15 protein-coding genes and 1 pseudogene are annotated in these 18,232 nt (G+C 62.6%); 10 read left to right on the forward strand and 6 right to left on the reverse strand.

Going from position 1 to position 18,232, the window contains the following annotated elements; genetic code table 11:
- Window positions 1-72 precede the first annotated feature (72 nt).
- From SSARUM_RS22870 to SSARUM_RS22890, 5 genes are read left to right on the forward strand one after another with little or no spacing between them, the layout of a single operon-like run.
- A complete protein-coding gene (locus SSARUM_RS22870; RefSeq protein ID WP_033636380.1) occupies window positions 73-1,572 on the forward strand; it encodes a sugar ABC transporter ATP-binding protein in 1,500 nt (499 codons plus the stop codon).
- Window positions 1,565-2,554 (forward strand): ABC transporter permease, encoded by a 990-nt coding sequence (locus SSARUM_RS22875; RefSeq protein ID WP_015379367.1) that lies wholly within the window; start codon window positions 1,565-1,567, stop codon window positions 2,552-2,554. Before SSARUM_RS22870 ends, SSARUM_RS22875 begins: the two co-directional genes overlap by 8 nt.
- Before the next feature lies 1 nt (window position 2,555).
- Entirely contained in the window at window positions 2,556-3,509 is a 954-nt protein-coding gene (locus SSARUM_RS22880) for an ABC transporter permease (protein ID WP_033649382.1), read from the forward strand.
- A gap of 10 nt (window positions 3,510-3,519) precedes the next feature.
- Entirely contained in the window at window positions 3,520-5,157 is a 1,638-nt protein-coding gene (locus tag SSARUM_RS22885) for an FGGY-family carbohydrate kinase (protein WP_039569021.1), read from the forward strand.
- Complete coding sequence (locus tag SSARUM_RS22890; RefSeq protein ID WP_039569018.1) at window positions 5,157-5,756, forward strand: KpsF/GutQ family sugar-phosphate isomerase; 600 nt, start codon at window positions 5,157-5,159, stop codon at window positions 5,754-5,756. The genes SSARUM_RS22885 and SSARUM_RS22890 overlap by 1 nt, the downstream gene beginning before the upstream one ends.
- Window positions 5,757-5,784: 28 nt before the next feature.
- On the opposite strand, the gene rsmJ is transcribed toward SSARUM_RS22890, so the two are convergent.
- From rsmJ to SSARUM_RS22910, 4 genes are all read right to left on the reverse strand, one after another.
- Window positions 5,785-6,531, reverse strand: coding sequence for a 16S rRNA (guanine(1516)-N(2))-methyltransferase RsmJ (rsmJ, locus tag SSARUM_RS22895; RefSeq protein ID WP_033649385.1), 747 nt, complete (start codon window positions 6,529-6,531; stop codon window positions 5,785-5,787).
- Between the two features lie 8 nt (window positions 6,532-6,539).
- A complete protein-coding gene (gene prlC, locus SSARUM_RS22900; RefSeq protein ID WP_060428724.1) occupies window positions 6,540-8,582 on the reverse strand; it encodes an oligopeptidase A in 2,043 nt (680 codons plus the stop codon).
- Window positions 8,583-8,699: 117 nt separating this feature from the next.
- Window positions 8,700-9,161, reverse strand: a complete 462-nt coding sequence (locus SSARUM_RS22905; protein WP_060431116.1) for an HIT family protein — start codon at window positions 9,159-9,161, stop codon at window positions 8,700-8,702.
- An 87-nt stretch (window positions 9,162-9,248) separates the two neighbouring features.
- Window positions 9,249-10,691, reverse strand: coding sequence for an amidase (locus tag SSARUM_RS22910; protein WP_282493947.1), 1,443 nt, complete (start codon window positions 10,689-10,691; stop codon window positions 9,249-9,251).
- 106 nt (window positions 10,692-10,797) lie between these two features.
- Between SSARUM_RS22910 and SSARUM_RS22915 the strand changes: the two genes are divergently transcribed.
- Window positions 10,798-11,703, forward strand: a complete 906-nt coding sequence (locus SSARUM_RS22915) for a LysR family transcriptional regulator (protein WP_060427187.1) — start codon at window positions 10,798-10,800, stop codon at window positions 11,701-11,703.
- On the opposite strand, the gene SSARUM_RS22920 is transcribed toward SSARUM_RS22915, so the two are convergent.
- On the reverse strand, window positions 11,698-12,102 hold the full coding sequence (locus SSARUM_RS22920; RefSeq protein WP_049213723.1) for an ASCH domain-containing protein: 405 nt from the start codon (window positions 12,100-12,102) through the stop codon (window positions 11,698-11,700). The two genes, SSARUM_RS22915 and SSARUM_RS22920, sit on opposite strands and share 6 nt — an antisense overlap.
- A gap of 135 nt (window positions 12,103-12,237) precedes the next feature.
- On the opposite strand from SSARUM_RS22920, the gene SSARUM_RS22925 reads away from it, so the two are divergent.
- The 4 genes from SSARUM_RS22925 to SSARUM_RS22940 all read left to right on the forward strand — a co-directional run bounded on the left by SSARUM_RS22925 (window position 12,238) and on the right by SSARUM_RS22940 (window position 16,995).
- Complete coding sequence (locus tag SSARUM_RS22925; RefSeq protein WP_060427185.1) at window positions 12,238-13,080, forward strand: 23S rRNA (adenine(2030)-N(6))-methyltransferase RlmJ; 843 nt, start codon at window positions 12,238-12,240, stop codon at window positions 13,078-13,080.
- 130 nt (window positions 13,081-13,210) lie between these two features.
- Entirely contained in the window at window positions 13,211-14,563 is a 1,353-nt protein-coding gene (gorA, locus tag SSARUM_RS22930) for a glutathione-disulfide reductase (RefSeq protein ID WP_060431114.1), read from the forward strand.
- 156 nt (window positions 14,564-14,719) lie between these two features.
- Entirely contained in the window at window positions 14,720-15,214 is a 495-nt protein-coding gene (locus SSARUM_RS22935) for a putative pterin-binding protein (protein ID WP_033636391.1), read from the forward strand.
- Window positions 15,211-16,995: an ATP-binding response regulator gene (locus SSARUM_RS22940; protein ID WP_033636392.1), complete on the forward strand. Its 1,785-nt coding sequence runs from the start codon at window positions 15,211-15,213 to the stop codon at window positions 16,993-16,995. The genes SSARUM_RS22935 and SSARUM_RS22940 overlap by 4 nt, the downstream gene beginning before the upstream one ends.
- On the opposite strand, the pseudogene SSARUM_RS24610 reads toward SSARUM_RS22940, so the two are convergent.
- Window positions 16,985-17,861 (reverse strand): annotated as a pseudogene (locus SSARUM_RS24610) (helix-turn-helix domain-containing protein). The gene SSARUM_RS22940 and the pseudogene SSARUM_RS24610 sit on opposite strands and share 11 nt — an antisense overlap.
- Window positions 17,862-18,232 lie beyond the last annotated feature (371 nt).

Below are 18,232 nucleotides of genomic sequence, written 5' to 3' on the forward strand. Positions count from 1 at the left end.
AGTTAAACCCTCGTAGGGGCGCAGCTTGCTGCGCCCAGGGCTTCGGCCGCTACGCAAGCACAGGTTAACGTTATGACAGCCTCCCCCGCATTTATCACCCTGGAGAATATCAGCAAGCGATTCCCAGGCGTGCTGGCATTAGACCAGATCAACCTGACGCTCAATATTGGCGAAGTGCACTGCCTGGCCGGGCAAAACGGCTGCGGCAAAAGCACCATCATTAAAATCATCTCCGGCGTCTATCAGCCGGAAAAAGGCGCCAACATTTCGCTTGAAGGCAAACTCTTCCACGCCCTGACGCCGCAGCTGTCCGGTTATTACGGCATACAGGTGATCTACCAGGACCTGTCGCTGTTCCCCAATCTGACGGTGGCGGAGAACATCGCCATCCACCGTTACCTGCCCGGCGGCCGTTTCTGGGTGCGCAAGCGGGTGATGCGCCAGACGGCGCTCGACGCCATGGCGCGGGTCGGCATACGCATCGATCCCGATAAAAAGGTGGAAAAACTGTCGATCGCCGATCGGCAACTGGTGGCGATTTGCCGCGCCATCGCCGCCGAGGCGCGGTTGGTTATCATGGACGAACCGACCGCCTCGCTGACCCGCCAGGAGGTCGACGGCCTGCTGCGGGTGGTCAACGAGCTGAAGGCGGCCGGCATCTGCGTGGTATTCGTCAGCCACAGATTGGATGAAGTGATGGAAGTCGCCGATCGCATCAGCGTGATGCGCGACGGCAAGCTGGTGGGCACCTGGCCGGCCAGCGAACTGGACAGCCACGAACTGGCGTTCCTGATGACCGGCCAACGCTTCCACTACAGCCCGCTGCCGCCGCTGCCGCCGGCTGAACAGGCGCCGCTGCTCGAGGTACGCAACCTCAGCCGCGGCGAGAAATACCGCAACGTCAATCTGGCGCTGCGCGGCGGCGAGATCGTCTCGATCGTCGGCCTGCTCGGCGCCGGCCGCACCGAACTGTGCCTCAGCCTGTTCGGCATGACGCGGCCGGACAGCGGCGAGATCCGCATCGAGGGCCAGGCGGTGCAGCTGCACAACAACCGCGAAGCGGTGCGCCACGGCATCGGCTATGTGTCGGAGGATCGTCTGACGCAGGGGTTGATCATGGAGCAATCGATCTACGACAACACCATCGTCACCGTCTTCGATCGGCTGCATACCTCGCTCGGGCTGCTGGATCACGCCAAAGCGACCGAGCTGGTCAACCGGCTGATCCGCGATCTGAACATCAAGGTGTCCGACAGCGCATTGCCGGTGAAAACCCTGTCCGGCGGCAACGCCCAGCGCATCGCCATCGCCAAGTGGGTGGCGACCCAGCCGAAGATCCTGATCCTCGACTCGCCCACCGTCGGCGTGGACATCGCCAACAAAGAGGGGATCTACCAGATCGCCCGCGATCTGGCGCAGCTGGGCATGGCGGTGCTGATGATCTGCGACGAGATCCCGGAAGCCTATTACAACAGCCATCGGGTGATGGTGATGCGCAAGGGCGAGCTGATCGCCGAGTTTGCGCCGCACCAGAGTACCGAGCAACAGATCGCCGAGGTGGTGAATGGATAAGTCATTATTGGCCCGCCTGGCCGGGCGGCACGAGTTTTATCTCGGCCTGTTGGTGCTGCTGCTGGCGATCGGCCTGAGCGCCGGCACCGACGAGTTTCTGACGCTCGGCAACCTGACCGACGTCGCCACCAGCTACGCCATTCTCGGCATCCTGGCCTGCGGGCTGTTCGTGGTGCTGATCGCCGGCGGCATCGACATTTCGTTCCCGGCGGTCACCGCCATCGCTCAGTACGTGATGGCCAGCTGGGTGATCCAGCACGGCGGCAGCTTCCCGCTGGCGTTCGCCCTGGCGATTGGCGTTGGCCTGCTGCTCGGGCTGGTGAACGGTTTCCTGGTGTACTGGCTGAAAGTGCCGGCAATCATCATCACCATCGCCACCCTCAACCTGTTCTACGGCCTGCTGGTGTACGCCACCAACGGTACCTGGCTGTACGGCTTTCCGGACTGGTTCATGAACGGCATCAACTGGTTCTCGTTCCAGGGCGCCGACGGCTACGACTACGGCCTGACGCTGCCGCTGCTGTGCCTGTTGGCGACCATCGTCGTCACCGGCGTGCTGATGAACCGCACCCGGCTGGGGCGCCAGATCTACGCCATGGGCGGCAACCGCGACGCGGCGTCGCGCCTGGGGTTGAACCTGCTGCGGCTGCATTTTTGCGTCTACGGCTACATGGGCATTCTGGCCGGCGTCGCGGCGGTGGTGCAGGCGCAGATCACCCAGTCGGTGGCCCCCAACTCGCTGCTCGGCTTCGAGCTGACGGTATTGGCGGCGGTGGTGTTGGGCGGCACCAGCATGAGCGGCGGCCGCGGCTCGTTGACCGGTACCCTGCTCGGCGTGGTGCTGCTGGCCTTCCTGCAAAACGGGCTGACGCTGCTCAGCGTCTCGGCCTATTGGCACCAGGTATTCAGCGGCGCGATCATTTTGATCAGCATCAGCACCACTGCCTGGAACGAAAAACGCAAGCTGCTCAAGGAGATCTGACATGACGCAGTTAACTCGGTTGATCCCAAACGATCGGATCATTCGCCTGCAGGGCGCGATCATCATCGCGGTGGCGCTGCTGTTCGCCGGGCTGCTCGGATCGCGCTTCTTCAGCCTCGGCAACTTCCAGTCGATCGCCTCGCAGCTGCCGATCCTCGGCCTGCTGGCGCTCGGCATGGGCATCACCATGCTGACCGGCGGCATCAACCTGTCGATTATCGCCGGCGCCAACGCCTGTTCGCTGGTGATGGCGGCAATCATCGTCAGCCACCCTGACCAGCCGCTGTTCCTGGCGCTGGCGCTGGTGGCCGGCCTGCTGGTGGCGGTGGCGATCGGCGCGCTCAACGGCGCGCTGGTGGCCTGGATCGGCGTCTCGCCCATCCTCGCCTCGCTCGGCACCATGACCCTGATCACCGGCCTGAATATTCTGCTGTCCAACGGCGCGGTGATCTCCGGCTTCCCGGCGGCGATTCAATTTCTCGGCAACGGCGCCGTGCTCGGCGTGCCGGTGGCGCTGATCCTGTTCCTGCTGGTGGCGGCCGGGCTGTGGCTGCTGCTGGAGCACACCACGCTGGGGCGCAGCCTGTACCTGATCGGCTCCAACGAGCAGGCCACCCGCTTCAGCGGCGTGAACACCGCGCGGGTGCAGGTAGCGGTGTATATCCTGTCGGCGCTGCTCGGCTGGGGCGCCGCGCTGCTGATGATGGCCAAGTTCAACTCGGCCAAGGCCGGCTACGGCGAATCTTATCTGCTGGTGACCATTCTGGCCTCGGTGCTGGGCGGCATTAACCCGGACGGTGGCTTCGGCCGTATTCTGGGGCTGGTGCTGGCGCTGATCGTGCTGCAAATGTTGGAAAGCGGCCTCAATTTGCTGGGGGTTAGCAGCTACCTGACCATGGCCCTGTGGGGCGGCGTGCTGATCCTGTTTATCGCGTTACAGAATCGAAAAGCCTGAGGAGAAAATAATGGCGAGCTATTTTATTGGCGTAGATGTGGGCACCGGAAGCGCGCGCGCGGGCGTATTCGATCTCAATGGCCGCATGGTCGGCCAGGCCAGCCGGGCCATCGATCTGTACCGGCCGAAGGCGGATTTCGTCGAGCAGTCGTCGGATAACATCTGGCAGGCGGTGTGCAATGCGGTGCGCGACGCGGTCAACCAGGCCGACATCAACCCGATCCAGGTCAAGGGGTTGGGCTTCGACGCCACCTGTTCGCTGGTGGTGCTGGATAAAGAGGGCAAGCCGCTGACCGTCAGCCCCTCCGGCCGTACCGAACAGAACATCATCGTGTGGATGGATCACCGGGCGATCGCCCAGGCCGAGCGCATCAACGCCACCAAACACCGGGTGCTGGACTTCGTCGGCGGCATTATCTCGCCTGAGATGCAGACGCCGAAACTGCTGTGGCTGAAACAGCACATGCCCACCACCTGGGCCAACGCCGGCTACCTGTTCGATCTGCCGGACTTCCTCACCTGGCGCGCCACCCAGGACGCCACCCGCTCGCTGTGTTCGACGGTCTGCAAGTGGACCTATCTCGGCCACGAACAGCGCTGGGACAAGAGCTACTTCCAGCAGATCGGGCTGGAAGACGTGCTGGAACATGACGCGGCCAAGATCGGCAGCGACGTCAAAATGATGGGCGAGCCGCTGGGCCACGGCCTGACCCAGCGCGCCGCCGGCGAGATGGGGCTGATCGCCGGCACGGCGGTGAGCGTGTCGATCATCGACGCCCATGCTGGCACCCTCGGCACGCTGGGCGCCACCGGCGTCTCCGGCGAGGTGGCCGACTTCAACCGCCGCGTCGCGCTGATCGGCGGCACCTCCACCGGCCATATGGCGATGTCGCGCACCGCGCGCTTTATCGGCGGTGTCTGGGGGCCGTATTACTCGGCGATCCTGCCGGAATACTGGCTGAACGAAGGCGGCCAGTCCGCCACCGGCGCGCTGATCGACCACGTCATCCAGTCGCACCCGTGCTACCCGGAGCTACTGACGCAGGCGAAAACTCAGGGGCAGACCATCTATGAGGTGTTGAACGCCATTCTGCGCCGCATGGCCGGCGAGCCGGAGAATATCGCCTTCCTGACGCAGGACATTCATATGCTGCCGTACTTCCACGGCAACCGCTCGCCGCGCGCCAACCCGACGCTGACCGGCATCCTGACCGGGCTGAAGCTGTCGCGCACGCCGGAGGACATGGCGCTGCACTACCTGGCCACCATTCAGGCCATCGCGCTCGGCACCCGCCACATCATCGAAACCATGAACCACAGCGGCTACAGCATCGACACCATTATGGCCAGCGGCGGCGGCACCAAGAACCCGATCTTCGTGCAGGAGCACGCCAACGCCACCGGCTGCGCCATGCTGCTGCCGGAGGAGAGCGAAGCGATGCTGCTCGGCGGCGCGATGATGGGCACCGTGGCGGCGGGCGTGTTCGACACCCTGCCGGAGGCGATGAGCGCCATGAGCCGCATCGGCAAGACGGTCACGCCGCAGACCAACCAGATAAAAAGCTACTACGACCGCAAATACCGGGTATTCCACGAGCTGTACAACGACCACATGAAATACCGCCGGTTGATGCAGGAGGAGGCGTGATGCAGCAGGAATGGCGGCAGGCGGTGCAAGGTTGGCAAACCTACAGTCAGGAGCTGGCGCAGCTGGGCGAGCGCCTCGACGCGCGCACCTGGCAGCGGCTGCTGACGCTACTGGCCGACTGCCGCGGTAAAATCGCCGTCACCGGCGTCGGCACCTCGGGGATTGCGGCGCGCAAGATAGCCCACATGCTGGCCTGCGTGGAACGGCCGGCGGTCTACCTCGACGCCACCGGCGCGGCGCACGGCGATCTGGGTTTTCTGCGCGCCGACGATCTGCTGATCCTGATCTCGCGCGGCGGCAATTCCGACGAGCTGACCCGCCTGCTGCCGACGCTGCAGGCCAAGGGCGTGACGATGATCGCGGTGACGGAAAACCCGCATTCCGCCATCGCACAGGCGGCGCAGTTGACGATCGCCACCGGGGTGCAAAAGGAGATAGATCCGCTGAACATGCTGGCCACCACCTCAATTGTGCTGGTGCTGGCGATCTTCGACGCCGCCTGCGCCTGCCTGATGGCGCGCAGCGGTTACGACAAGGACGCCTTGCTGGCGGTGCATCCGGGCGGCGGCGTGGGGAAAAGCTTGCGGGAGGAAAACTGAGGGCCCGACACGGCGGGCCCGGCAGACATTACAGCGGCATGTAGATATCGAAACGGTGGCTTTTGGTCAGCGTGGCGGCGTGCGCCGGCACGTCGGCCAGCGGCGGCGCGTAGTCCGGGCGTTTCACCACCACGCGCTTGGTCGCCAAACGGCGCGCCGGCTCCAGCAGGCCGTCGGCGTCATCGTCGCTGCCCACCAGCGATTGAAACACCCGCATCTCTTTCTTCACCAGCGCGCTTTTTTGCTTGTGCGGGAACATCGGATCGAGATACACCACTTCAGGGCGCGGGCTGAGATCCGCCAGCGCCGTCAGGCTGGAAGCGTGCAGCAGCGTCAGGCGCTCGCGCAGCCACGGGCCGATTTCCGCATCCTGATAGCCGCGCTGCAGGCCGTCGTCCAGCAACGCCGCCACCACCGGATTGCGCTCCAGCATCCGCACCCGGCAACCCAGCGCCGCCAGCACGAAGGCGTCGCGCCCCAGCCCGGCAGTGGCGTCCACCACGTCCGGCAGATAGCTGCCCTTGATGCCGACCGCTTTGGCCACCGCCTCGCCGCGGCCGCCGCCGAAGCGGCGCCGGTGCGCCATGGCGCCAGAGACGAAATCGACGTAGATCCCGCCGAGCTTCGGCTCGTCGCGCTTGCGCAGCTCCAGCCGCTGCGGGGTCAGTACCAGCGCCATCGGCGCGTCGTCGTCGGACGTCAGCTGCCAGCGCTGCGCCAAAACAGACAAGGCGCCGGGATCGGCGCCTGCTTCACACAATAAACACACGCTCACGTGTCGGGTTATCCTTTAATGCCGTAATGGCGCAGCATAGCATCCAGCTGCGGCTCGCGGCCACGGAAGCGTTTGAACAGCGCCATCGGCTCTTCCGAACCGCCGCGCGACAGGATGTTGTCGAGGAAGGATTTGCCGGTTTCGGCGTTGAAAATCCCCTCTTCTTCGAAGCGCGAGTAGGCGTCGGCCGACAGCACTTCCGCCCACAGGTAGCTGTAGTAACCCGCCGCATAGCCGCCGGCGAAGATGTGGCTGAAGGCGTGCGGGAAGCGGCCCCAGCTCGGCGAAGGCACCACCGCCACCATTTTCTTCACTTCCGCCAGCGTCGGCAGGATCTGCGCCCCTTTTTCCGGGCTGTATTCGAAGTGCATGCGGAAATCGAACAGGCCGAACTCCAGCTGGCGCAGGATGAACAGCGCCGCCTGGTAATTCTTGGCCGCCAGCAGCTTGTCGAGCATGGCCTTCGGCAGCGGCTCGCCGCTCTGGTAATGGCCGGAGATAAACGCCAGCGCTTCCGGCTCCCAGCACCAGTTTTCCATAAACTGGCTCGGCAGCTCGACCGCATCCCACGGCACCCCGTTGATGCCGGAGACGCCGGCGGTATCGATCTGCGTCAGCATGTGGTGCAGACCGTGGCCGAACTCGTGGAACAGCGTGGTCACTTCGTTATGGGTGAACAGCGCCGGCTGGTCGCCCAGCGGGCGGTTGAAGTTGCAGGTCAGGTAAGCGACCGGCTTTTGCAGCGTGCCGTCGGCCTTGCGCAGGCTGCCGACGCAGTCGTCCATCCAGGCGCCGCCGCGTTTGTTTTCGCGGGCGTACAAATCGAGGTAGAAGCTGCCGCGCAGCTCGCCGTCGGCGGCGAACAGATCGAAGAAGCGCACGTCCGGATGCCAAGTCTCCACGTCTTTACGCTCTTTGGCGGTGATGCCGTAGATGCGTTTCACCACTTCGAACAGCCCTTCCACCACCCGCTGCTCCGGGAAGTACGGGCGCAGCTGCTCGTCGCTGATGGAGAACAGGTGCTGCTTCTGTTTTTCGCCGTAATAGGTGATGTCCCAGGCTTCGAGCTCGTCCACGTCATAGTGCTGTTTGGCGAAGGCGCGCAGCTGCGCCAGCTCTTGCTCGGCCTGCGGGCGGGCGCGCTTGGCCAGATCGCTCAGGAAGCCGATCACCTGCTCCGGGCTCTCCGCCATTTTGGTCGCCAGCGACTTGTCGGCGTAGGTGTCGAAGCCCAGCAGCTGAGCCAGCTCGTGGCGCAGCGCCAGCGTTTCCGCCATCACTTCGCTGTTGTCCCATTTGCCGGCGTTCGGCCCCTGATCGGAGGCGCGGGTGGCGAAGGCGCGGTACATCTCTTCGCGCAGCGCGCGGTTGTCGGCGTAGGTCAGCACCGGCAGGTAGCTCGGCATGTCCAGCGTCAGCAACCAACCGTCCTGCTCTTTGGCCTGCGCCATCGCCTGTGCCTGCGCCAGGGCGCTCTCCGGCAGGCCGCTCAGCTCGGCTTCGTCGGTAATCAGTTTGCTCCAGCCCATGGTGGCGTCGAGCACGTTGTTGCTGTAGGTGGAACCCAGTTCGGACAGGCGCGCGACGATCTCGCCGTAGCGCTGCTGTTTATCCGCCGACAGGCCGATGCCCGACAGTTCGAAATCGCGCAGCGCGTTGTCCACCGCCTTGCGCTGCGGCACGCTCAGCGCCTCAAACGCCGCGCCCTCTTTCAGGCTGCGGTAGGCCTGGTACAGCCCTTCGTGCTGGCCGACCCAGGTGCCGTACTCGGACAGCAGCGGCAGCGCCTGCTCATAGGCGGCGCGCAGCTCCGGGCTGTTTTTCACCGAGTTCAGGTGCCCGATCGGCGACCAGATGCGCGACAGCCGATCGTCCGACTCCGCCAGCGGCTGACACAGATTGTCCCAGGTGAACGGCCCCGGCTGCGCGACCACGCGCTCTACCGCGGCGCGGCAGTCCGCCAGCGCGGATTGCACCGCAGGCACGATATCTTCAGGGCGGATCGCCGAGAACGGCGGCAGGGAAAACGGGGTCAGCAACGGATTTGTCATAGGGCAGTCCTGATTAGCGTTGGGGCCCGCCGTGGGGCGAGCCTTAAAATGCGTATGAATCTCTAACATGGAGCCAGACAACAGGAAAATCAATGCCCGGCGTTGATCGTTGGTGCCTTAAACGGCGCTTTGGCGGATGCGGGCGGCCAGCGCCGCCAGCTGCTCGTCGTCGGCGCGCGCGGCGTCGTGGGAGGAGATATAGCCCTCGTAACGCGCGAAAAACTTCGGCGAGGTCGATTCGATCGGCCGCCACTGATCCAGCGACGCGGTGCCGTGCAGCGGGATCAGTTTGGCGTGCACGTGGTCGACGCCGTAACCTTCGAACACCATGCCGCAGCGGCCGACGTCGTCGAACGCGCGATCCAACTGCTTCGCCACCCGCTTGCTCGCCAGCATCAGCGCGCTCAACACCTCGTCCGGCAGGTCAAAGGCATAGCTCGGGTGGTGCGCCTTGGGGATCACCACGCTAAAACCGTCGGTGTTGGGGAAGATGGACAGGAACGCCAGATGGTCGTCGTCTTCCCAGATTTTATGGCACGGCGCCTTGCCCGCCACGATGTCGCAAAAAATGCAGCTCATATCGCCTCCAGGGTGCAGCGTCGAGCCGACGGCCCGCCATCAAACACCTCTCGGCAACATAGCGGATATTTTGCTTTTTTACCGCTATTAAACGGCATTCCCCGCCCAAATCGCCGGACGCCGCCCATGCCAGGGCGCGGCGCGTTCCAGCTGTCCGGCCAGCTGCAACAACCGATCCTCACGGCCAAAACCGGCGACAAACTGCATGCCTATCGGCAGGTTGTGCTGCGCATCCTGGGCCAGCGGCACCGACATCGCCGGTACGCCGGCGACGTTAAATACCGGGGTGAACGGTGAATGATCGAACAAATGCGCCGTCCATTCCAGCCCGTCCATATTCGCCGCATTCGCGCCATAACGGCCAAGCCGCCAGGGCAGGTCGGGTAGCGTCGGCGTCAGCAGCAGGTCGTATTGCTGGAAATAGGCGCCGACTGCGCGAGTCACCCGGTTGCGTACCTCGAGCGCACGCACCATATCCACCGCCCTGACCGCCTGGCCGTAGCGATAGCAGGCCAGCGTTTCCGGCTCCAGCGTTTCGCTTGAAATGGCCCGTCCGCTCGCTTGGCTCAGACCATCGACCCAGCCGACCAGATTGGCGCACCAGATTTGCGCATTGGCGAACACCAACTCTTGCCAACTGACGCCAATCGCCATTTCCGTTTCGCTGACCTGATGCCCCAACGCCGCCAATAACACCGCCGTTTCCGCCGTGGCGCCGGCGATGTTCGACTCGGTTTTTCCGCCGTTCCACGCCTCGGTCATCATGCCGATGCGCAGCCTGCCCGGTTGCCGCGTCACCTGCGATAACCAGCTGTGCGCCGGCGGCGCCGTGTAATACGGCTCGCCAACGTGAGGACGCTGCATCGCATCCAGCAACGCGGCGCTGTCACGCACCGTGCGGCTGAGCCCCAGCTGGACGCCAAAGCCGTTGAAGACCTCATCCATCACCGGGCCATGCGGCACCCGACCGCGCGTAGGCTTGAGACCAAATACCCCGTTTGACGAAGCCGGTACGCGAATCGAGCCGGCGGCGTCGGTGGCGTGAGCGATGGGCACCATACCGGCGACAACCGCCGCACCGGCGCCACCGCTGGATCCACCGGCGCTGAAATCCAGGTTCCAGGGGTTGCGCGTGGCACCGTAAAGCACGGCCTCGGTGGTGGTGCTGAACGCCATTTCCGGCGTGCTGGTGCGGCCAAAGGTCACCAGCCCGGCCCGGCGGATATTACTCATCAGATGGCTGTCGGCGGCGGCGACGCTGCCCTGCGCCAACCGGCTGCCCAGCTCAACGCGCTTGCCTGTCATGCTGATGGCGATGTCCTTGATCAGGAAAGGCACGCCCGACAAAGGCCCGTCGTCTTGTTCCGGCGGCTGCTCCCAGTGTTCCACCACCGCGTTAATCGCCGGGTTCACCGCCTCGACGGCGGCCCGCGCCGCCTGTTGCAGCGCCGCTGCGCTGACCTCGCCACGCCGCACCAATTCGGCCAATCCCAGCGCATCGTAGCTCACGTATTCGCTCAATTTCATCATCGTCCCCCTCTCCGTTGCGGTTTCACCGGTCTGTTCCGGCGTCCGTTCCACGGTAGGGAGATCGGCGCTATAGTTGAAATTGATAGATTTAATTCGGGGAATAGTTATCAACAATTTAAAGCGGCTCGATCTCAATCTTTTGGTCACATTGGAAGCGTTGCTCAGCGAGCGCAGCGTGACGCGGGCGGCGGCGCGCCTCAATCTCAGCCAGCCTTCGGTCAGCATTCAGCTTGCCAAGCTGCGTGAGATCTACCGTGACCCGCTGCTGCTGCCGAACCCGCACGGCATGCTGCCGACGGCGCGCGCGCTCGGCCTGTTGGCACCGCTGCGCCAAACGCTGGCCGATGTGGGCCGCCTGGTCGCGCCGGATCAGCCCTTTGATCCGCGGCAGGCGGAAGTCACCTGGCAGCTGGCCGCCGCCGATGCCGCTGAATACGCAATTTTGCTGCCGATGCTGCCCCGTCTGCGGCTGGCGGCGCCGAAATCCCGTCTGGCGATCCGCGAAGCGGCGCCCAAACGCATGAGCCGCGATTTGGCGGACGGGGTGATCGATCTCGGTTTTCTGAGCCGGGAAGAAGCGCCGGCGGAGCTGCGCCATCGGCCGCTGTTTCACGAGAACTACCTGCTGGTCGGCCGCCGGGATCACCCGCTGTTGCAACGGCCACCCTCACTCGAACAGTTCTGCCAGCTTGAGTTTGTGATGGTTTCGCAAGATGGCGGCGGTTTTCGTACCCAGATCGATACGCTGCTGGCCGCACAGGGGTTAACCCGACGGGTCGTAATGTCGGTGCCGCACTTCCTGTTTATTCCCGCGTTGCTGGCGAAGTCCGATATGGTCGCCATGCTGCCTTCGCGCATGCTGGGGGAACTGTTGGGGGAATTGCGCACCTGCGCGGCTCCGCTGGAGATGCCGGGTTACGACATGGTGATGGTATGGCATGAACGCTCCCATCTCGACCCGGCCCACAGCTGGCTGCGCGAGCAGGTGGTGGCCGCGCTGGGGCCGCTATAAAATCTCCACCAGCGCAAACTCTTCGAACACCAGCCACATATCCGCCGCAAAGGTGCCTTCGCGGGTGAAAAATTCCCGATGCCCCCGCCGCCAAAACGCCAGGCTTTTGTCGCCTTCGCCCTCTTTGGCCGCCATCTCGGCGGTCACCTGGTCGTAGCGCACCAGGCGCAGCGCCAGGGTTTTGATCACGCAGGCCGGTTCGCCGCGGCCGTCGAGAATAATGTTATCGTCGCCGATCATCGGCGTTTGCTCCCGGCGATAGCTCGCATAGGAGCTGCAGGTGGCGGTCTTTTCCCCGCTCAGCACCAACTGCAGCAGTTCGTCGGCCAACTCGGGGCCGTCGCCGAACGCCCAGCGCGCCGCGTCGGGGTAGTTCGCCAAAATCGCCTGTTTGCTCATCGTCCTGTCCCTTTCTGTGAACGTCTGCGGCAACGGAGTCCGGTTTTTCCCGGCCAGACAGTTTATACTGTGCAGATTATAAGCCTTATTGCATTGAATGCTCCGTCTGCGGAGCACAAGGAACCGCCACCCGTCATGTTAAGTTATCGCCACAGTTTCCACGCCGGCAACCACGCCGACGTGCTCAAGCACACCGTTCAGAGCCTGATCATCGAGTCGCTGAAGGAAAAAGAGAAGCCGTTCCTGTATCTGGATACCCACTCGGGCGCGGGCCGTTATCAGCTCAGCGGCGAACACGCCGAGCGCACCGGCGAATACCTGGAAGGCATCGGCCTGCTGTGGCAGCGCGACGATCTGCCGGAAGAACTGGCGGCCTACATGAGCGTGGTGCACAACTTCAACCGTTCCGGCATGCTGCGCTACTACCCCGGTTCGCCGCTGATCGCCCGCCAGTTGCTGCGCCCGCAGGACAAAATTCACCTGACCGAGCTGCACCCGAGCGACTACCCACTGCTGCGCAGCGAGTTCCAGAAAGACGAGCGCGCCAAAGTGCAGCGCGCCGACGGCTATCAGCAGCTGAAATCCCAGCTACCGCCCCTGTCGCGCCGCGGCCTGATCCTGATGGACCCGCCGTATGAAATGAAGACCGATTACCAGGACGTGGTCAAAGGCATTCAGGAAGGCTACAAGCGTTTCGCCACCGGCACCTACGCGCTGTGGTACCCGGTGGTGATGCGCCAGCAGATCAAACGCATGCTGCGCGATCTGGAAGCCACCGGCATTCGCCGCATTCTGCAGATCGAACTGGCGGTGAAACCCGACAGCGATCAGCGCGGCATGACCGCCTCCGGCATGATCGTCATCAACCCGCCGTGGAAACTGGAACAGCAGATGAAAAACGTGCTGCCGTGGCTGCATAAGGTGCTGGTGCCGTCGGGCATCGGCCACCATCTGGTGAACTGGGTGGTACCGGAGTAATCCCCGGCAGGGCGCGGTTCGCCGCGCCCTGCGTCCACCTATCGCAGCCATCGACGCAATCTTTGCGACAAACCCCGGTCAGGCGTTAAACTCTTACCCTCTTCAATTTCACAACTCATGGAAATCCCAGATGACGAAACATTACGATTATCTAGCAATTGGCGGCGGCAGCGGCGGTATCGCATCGATCAACCGGGCAGCCATGTACGGCCAAAAGTGTGCGCTGATTGAAGCCAAAGAGCTGGGCGGCACCTGTGTAAACGTGGGTTGTGTACCGAAAAAAGTCATGTGGCACGCGGCGCAGATCGCCGAGGCCATCCATCAGTACGGCCCGGACTACGGCTTCGACACCATCGTCAACGCCTTCGACTGGAAGAAGCTGGTCGCCAACCGCACCGCCTATATCGACCGTATCCACAACTCCTACGACAACGTGCTGGGCAAGAACAAGGTCGACGTGATCAAAGGCTTCGCGCGCTTCGTGGATGCGCACACCGTGGAAGTGAACGGCGAGCTCATCACCGCTGACCACATCCTGATCGCCACCGGCGGCCGCCCGAGCCACCCGGCGATTCCGGGTGCGGAATACGGCATCGACTCCGACGGCTTCTTTGAGCTGGACGCCATGCCGAAGCGCGTCGCCGTAGTCGGCGCCGGCTATATCGCCGTGGAGATCGCCGGCGTGCTGAACGCGCTGGGCGCGGAAACGCACCTGTTCGTGCGCAAGCACGCGCCGCTGCGCAGCTTCGATCCGATGATCGTCGAAACCCTGGTGGAAGTGATGAACACCGAAGGGCCGAGCCTGCATACCGAATCGGTGCCGAAAGCGATCGTCAAGAACGCCGACGGCAGCCTGACGCTGCAGCTGGAAAACGGCAAGGCATTCACCGTCGACTGCCTGATCTGGGCCATCGGCCGCGAACCGGCGACCGACAACCTAAACCTCGGCGTTACCGGGGTGAAGACCAACGAGCAAGGCTATATTGACGTCGATAAGTTCCAGAACACCAACGTCAAAGGCATCTACGCGGTGGGCGACAACACCGGCGCGGTAGAGCTGACCCCGGTCGCCGTGGCCGCCGGCCGCCGCCTGTCCGAGCGCCTGTTCAACAACAAGCCGGATGAGCACCTGGATTACAGCAACATCGCCACCGTGGTGTTCAGCCACCCGCCGATCGGCACCGTCGGCCTGACCGAACCGGAAGCTATCGAGAAGTTCGGCGCGGACAACGTGAAGGTGTACAAATCCTCCTTCACCGCCATGTACAGCGCCGTGACGCAGCACCGCCAGCCGTGCCGCATGAAGCTGGTGTGCGCGGGTAAAGAAGAGAAGATCGTCGGCCTGCACGGCATCGGCTTCGGCATGGATGAAATCCTGCAGGGCTTCGCGGTAGCGGTGAAGATGGGCGCCACCAAGAAGGACTTCGACAACACCGTGGCGATCCACCCGACCGCGGCGGAAGAGTTCGTTACCATGCGCTAACCGCTGCGGTTAGCCCATTCTCAGGCCGGTAAACACCGGCCTGTTCTTTTTGTGCGGTTTACTATTCCCTTCGCGCCCGCCTGCTTTTTCTGCCATTATTCTGCCTGATAAATTAGCGGGACTGATACAACCTCCCCGCGCCTCTGGAGAACACCGATGCTGTTCAAACTATGCAAAACCCTCGCGATGGCCTGCGTGGCCCTGATTATCGCCCAGAGCAGCGCGCTCAGCTTTACCCTGGAAGTGGCGGGCAAGATCGACAACGTGACCGACCCGGTCAACAAAAGCTATCTGTTCACCGATAAGCAGCTGTTGGCGATGCCGGTGCGCAGCATCACCACCTCCACTTCCTGGACGCCGCAGAGAAAATTCGAAGGGATTTCGGTGGCCGATATCCTGGAGCGCGTCGGCGCCAAGGGCGAGACGCTGACCTTCTATGCGCTGAACGACTATTACATCGACGTGCCGCTGTCCGACGTCAAAAAGTACAACATGATCCTGGCCTATAAGATGGACGGGGAGATGCTGAAACTCAGAAACTTCGGCCCGCTGTTCCTGGTTTACCCGCGCGACGCCGCCGGGCCTGAACTGAACTCGCCGTTGTACAACTCGCGCTTTATCTGGCAAGTGGACAGGATCGTGATCAAATGAAGCTGACGACCTTTAAGAACGGCAGCAGGCTGGCGATCCCGGCCATTTTCGCCGCGCTGTTTTTAGTGGCTTCGACCGTCACGCTCTATTACTACAGCGCCACCCTGTCGAAGAAAGGGCTGTATGCCATCGCCGGCACGCAGGAGAACTACTCCTGGTCAATCGCCAAGTTCTCCATCAAGCTGGCGGAGTTCGACACGCTGGTCGAGCAGCAAAGCCACGCCGCGCAGGTGGACAACGACAACCTGCGGCTGCGGTTCGAAATCCTCTATTCGCGTTTTTACGTGCTGGAAACCGTCTCCGAATCGACCCAGCCGCTGTACGCCGAGCCGGGCTACCCGGAAGTGGTCAAACAGATGCGCCTGCAGATGGATCGCATCGATAAGCTGCTGAGCAGTCGGAAAATCGACTTCGGCCAGGTTTCCGCGGCCATGAGGGCCATCAAGCCTTACGCCATCGAAATGGCCAACCTGACCGACCACGCCGAGGTGAAGCAGCGCACCGCCGCCTATGAGGATTACATCGAGAAACGGCACATTATTTTCTATGGGCTGGTGATCGTCATGTTCTCGGTGATCGCGCTGATCGCCATCACCCTGATCGTGTTCCGTCAGCAGCGGCTGACCATTCGCCAGCAGGCCAAGGCCATCGAGGCGGAGAAAGCGACGCGCACCAAAAACGCCTTCCTCGGCGCCATCGGCCACGAGCTGCGCACCTCATTGCAGAGCGTGATGTCGGCCATCGACGTGCTGGTGAATACCCGGGTGTCAGCTGAGCATGCGGACACCTTCCAGCGGCTGGAGACCGCCGCGCAGCAAATCGAAAGCCAGATGAAAGATCTGACCGACTACGCGCACCTCGACAGCGGCATGATGGAATTGCGCATCGTGCCGTTCGACGCGCAGAAGCTGATCGCGGAGACCGCCAACGAAATCGCCACCCTGACCCGCAAAGAGCAGGTCAAACTGAGCTGTGAAGTGGAATGCAGCCACCTGCTGGTGCACTCCGATCCGCTGCGCATCCGGCAGATTATCGTCAACCTGCTGACCAACGCCTACAAGTACACCGAAAGCGGCAGCATTACGCTGCACAGCTGCCTGCGCCGCCAGCCGGGCGGCAGTTCGTTGATTATCGAAGTGACCGACACCGGCATCGGTATCGAAAAAGACCAGCTCGATCAGATCTTCAAGCCCTTTACCCAGTTGGATCAGTCGCATACCAAGCAGTATGCCGGCGTCGGGATGGGGCTGGCGATCGTGCACGGCCTGGTGACATTGCTCGACGGCACCATCACGGTGTACAGCGAAATCAAGAAGGGCAGCACCTTTATCGTCAGCATTCCGGTGCAGATCAGTGAAGACGAACGCGCCGACGCGCCCGCCGCCGCCAATGCCTCTCTGCAGCAGAAGCCACAGCAGGTGCTGGTGGTGGATGACAACAAGTCGGTGGGTGACGCCTTTGCGGCGCTATTGGACAAGCTGGGCTACCAGCACGAACTGTGCGACTCGCCGGAGCGCGCGCTGCAGAAGCTGCTCAGACGCCCTTACGACGCGCTGTTGCTGGATCTGCAGATGCCGGGCATCGACGGCGCCGCCCTGGCCAGGCAGCTGCGCAACCGCCGCGGCCCCAACCGCCATGTGCCGATCATCGGCATCAGCGCCTACACGCCGGAGCAGCTGACGGCGGATCAGCGCGCCCTGTTCGATAACTACCTGATGAAGCCGGTTCGGCTGGATGCGCTGTCAAACGCACTGGCCGAGGTGTTCCCCGCTAAAGATTAAAACAGCGTTGCAGTGCGGCTTCGATCACATGGAGCCGCACCGGCTTTTCATAAGGGCCGAGCACGTCGTACTCGCGCATCGCCTGAGCGATTTCCGACTCGCGTCGGTCGGTACCCAGTTCGCCGGTCAGCACCAGTACCGGCGCGTCCGGGTTGTCGGAGGCGCGGATGGTGGCGATACAGCGATCCGCCGTTTCCTCACCGATCAGCCAGTCCACCACGTAGCCGTCGAACAGACTTTGCTGCAATGCCTGACAAAAACTGTCGACGTCGTAAAACGCCACCGCGTTGAAGCCGCAGCCGCCGAGATACTTGGCCAGCTCATCGGCCGCCTGATGCGAATCGTCCAATACCGCGATGCTCAGCCGCTCGTCGTCGCCGAAGCCGGGCCGGATTTCGATCAGATCGACGCCGTAACGCGGGCCTGCCGGTGCCTCATCGGCGCGATAGATACGCCACTGCCCTTCCACGCGCAGCGCCACAAATTCCGCCGGCCGCCCGGCAGGAAGCTCATCGCCAATGTGCCCGACGCAAGGCATCGCCAATGTGCCCGACGCAAGGCATCGCCACCCCCGCCACGAAAAAGATGGCATCGCGCGCCATGTTTGGCTCGGTGGTCTCGTGTTCGGCGCTCAAATCGGCGATCGCCGCCGGCGTTTCTCCCAACGCGGCCGCGACGCTGTTGATCTGTTCCAGCGTCCAGGGGCTTTGCCCTTTCAGTTTGCGGTGCGCATGTGAAAAACTCAGATCCAAGATGCGGCTGAGCTCGCGGGCATGCTGACGTTTTCCAATCCCGTAATGTAAAAACAGCTCCCTGACCCGATTGGCAATCGACTGTGAATCGAATTTTTGGTGATTGTTATCCATTTGTTCCTTCGATTTTTTTTACTGATTTATCAGTCGTTTTGATTATTTCCGCTGAAAAAGCCACATCTAAAACTGGCATCTCATGCAATTATGCGTTAAAAACGTTGCTTGACATACCATGTTGCATCGTCAAACATGGTATCAAAAGAGACATACAGCAATACACTATAAAAAATAACACCAGCACGTTTTTTAATAATAACCATAGTAACACCAGGGAAAATTTGTTCCGTTGCCGCTACTGAGACGATGAGCACATCGCTCGGACTGCGCAAATCAAACGGGGCTTGAGCCTTTAGCGCTAATCTGTTTTACCCACTTTTAAGCCGGGATCCGTCAGGGTCCCGGTTTTTTATTGCCCTGGCGCCGCG

The sequence above is a fragment of the Serratia sarumanii genome (genome assembly GCF_029962605.1).
Classification (GTDB): Bacteria; Pseudomonadota; Gammaproteobacteria; order Enterobacterales; family Enterobacteriaceae; genus Serratia; species Serratia sarumanii.

Excerpts from the sequence above, each read along its gene's own strand:
- SSARUM_RS22870 (WP_033636380.1), top strand. The coding sequence starts at position 73 with ATGACAGCCTCCCCCGCATTTATCACCCTGGAGAATATCAGCAAGCGA.
- SSARUM_RS22875 (WP_015379367.1), top strand. The coding sequence starts at position 1,565 with ATGGATAAGTCATTATTGGCCCGCCTGGCCGGGCGGCACGAGTTTTAT.
- SSARUM_RS22880 (WP_033649382.1), top strand. The coding sequence starts at position 2,556 with ATGACGCAGTTAACTCGGTTGATCCCAAACGATCGGATCATTCGCCTG.
- SSARUM_RS22885 (WP_039569021.1), top strand. The coding sequence starts at position 3,520 with ATGGCGAGCTATTTTATTGGCGTAGATGTGGGCACCGGAAGCGCGCGC.
- SSARUM_RS22890 (WP_039569018.1), top strand. The coding sequence starts at position 5,157 with ATGCAGCAGGAATGGCGGCAGGCGGTGCAAGGTTGGCAAACCTACAGT.
- prlC (WP_060428724.1), bottom strand. The coding sequence starts at position 8,582 with ATGACAAATCCGTTGCTGACCCCGTTTTCCCTGCCGCCGTTCTCGGCG.
- SSARUM_RS22905 (WP_060431116.1), bottom strand. The coding sequence starts at position 9,161 with ATGAGCTGCATTTTTTGCGACATCGTGGCGGGCAAGGCGCCGTGCCAT.
- SSARUM_RS22910 (WP_282493947.1), bottom strand. The coding sequence starts at position 10,691 with ATGATGAAATTGAGCGAATACGTGAGCTACGATGCGCTGGGATTGGCC.
- SSARUM_RS22920 (WP_049213723.1), bottom strand. The coding sequence starts at position 12,102 with ATGAGCAAACAGGCGATTTTGGCGAACTACCCCGACGCGGCGCGCTGG.
- SSARUM_RS22925 (WP_060427185.1), top strand. The coding sequence starts at position 12,238 with ATGTTAAGTTATCGCCACAGTTTCCACGCCGGCAACCACGCCGACGTG.
- gorA (WP_060431114.1), top strand. The coding sequence starts at position 13,211 with ATGACGAAACATTACGATTATCTAGCAATTGGCGGCGGCAGCGGCGGT.
- SSARUM_RS22935 (WP_033636391.1), top strand. The coding sequence starts at position 14,720 with ATGCTGTTCAAACTATGCAAAACCCTCGCGATGGCCTGCGTGGCCCTG.
- SSARUM_RS22940 (WP_033636392.1), top strand. The coding sequence starts at position 15,211 with ATGAAGCTGACGACCTTTAAGAACGGCAGCAGGCTGGCGATCCCGGCC.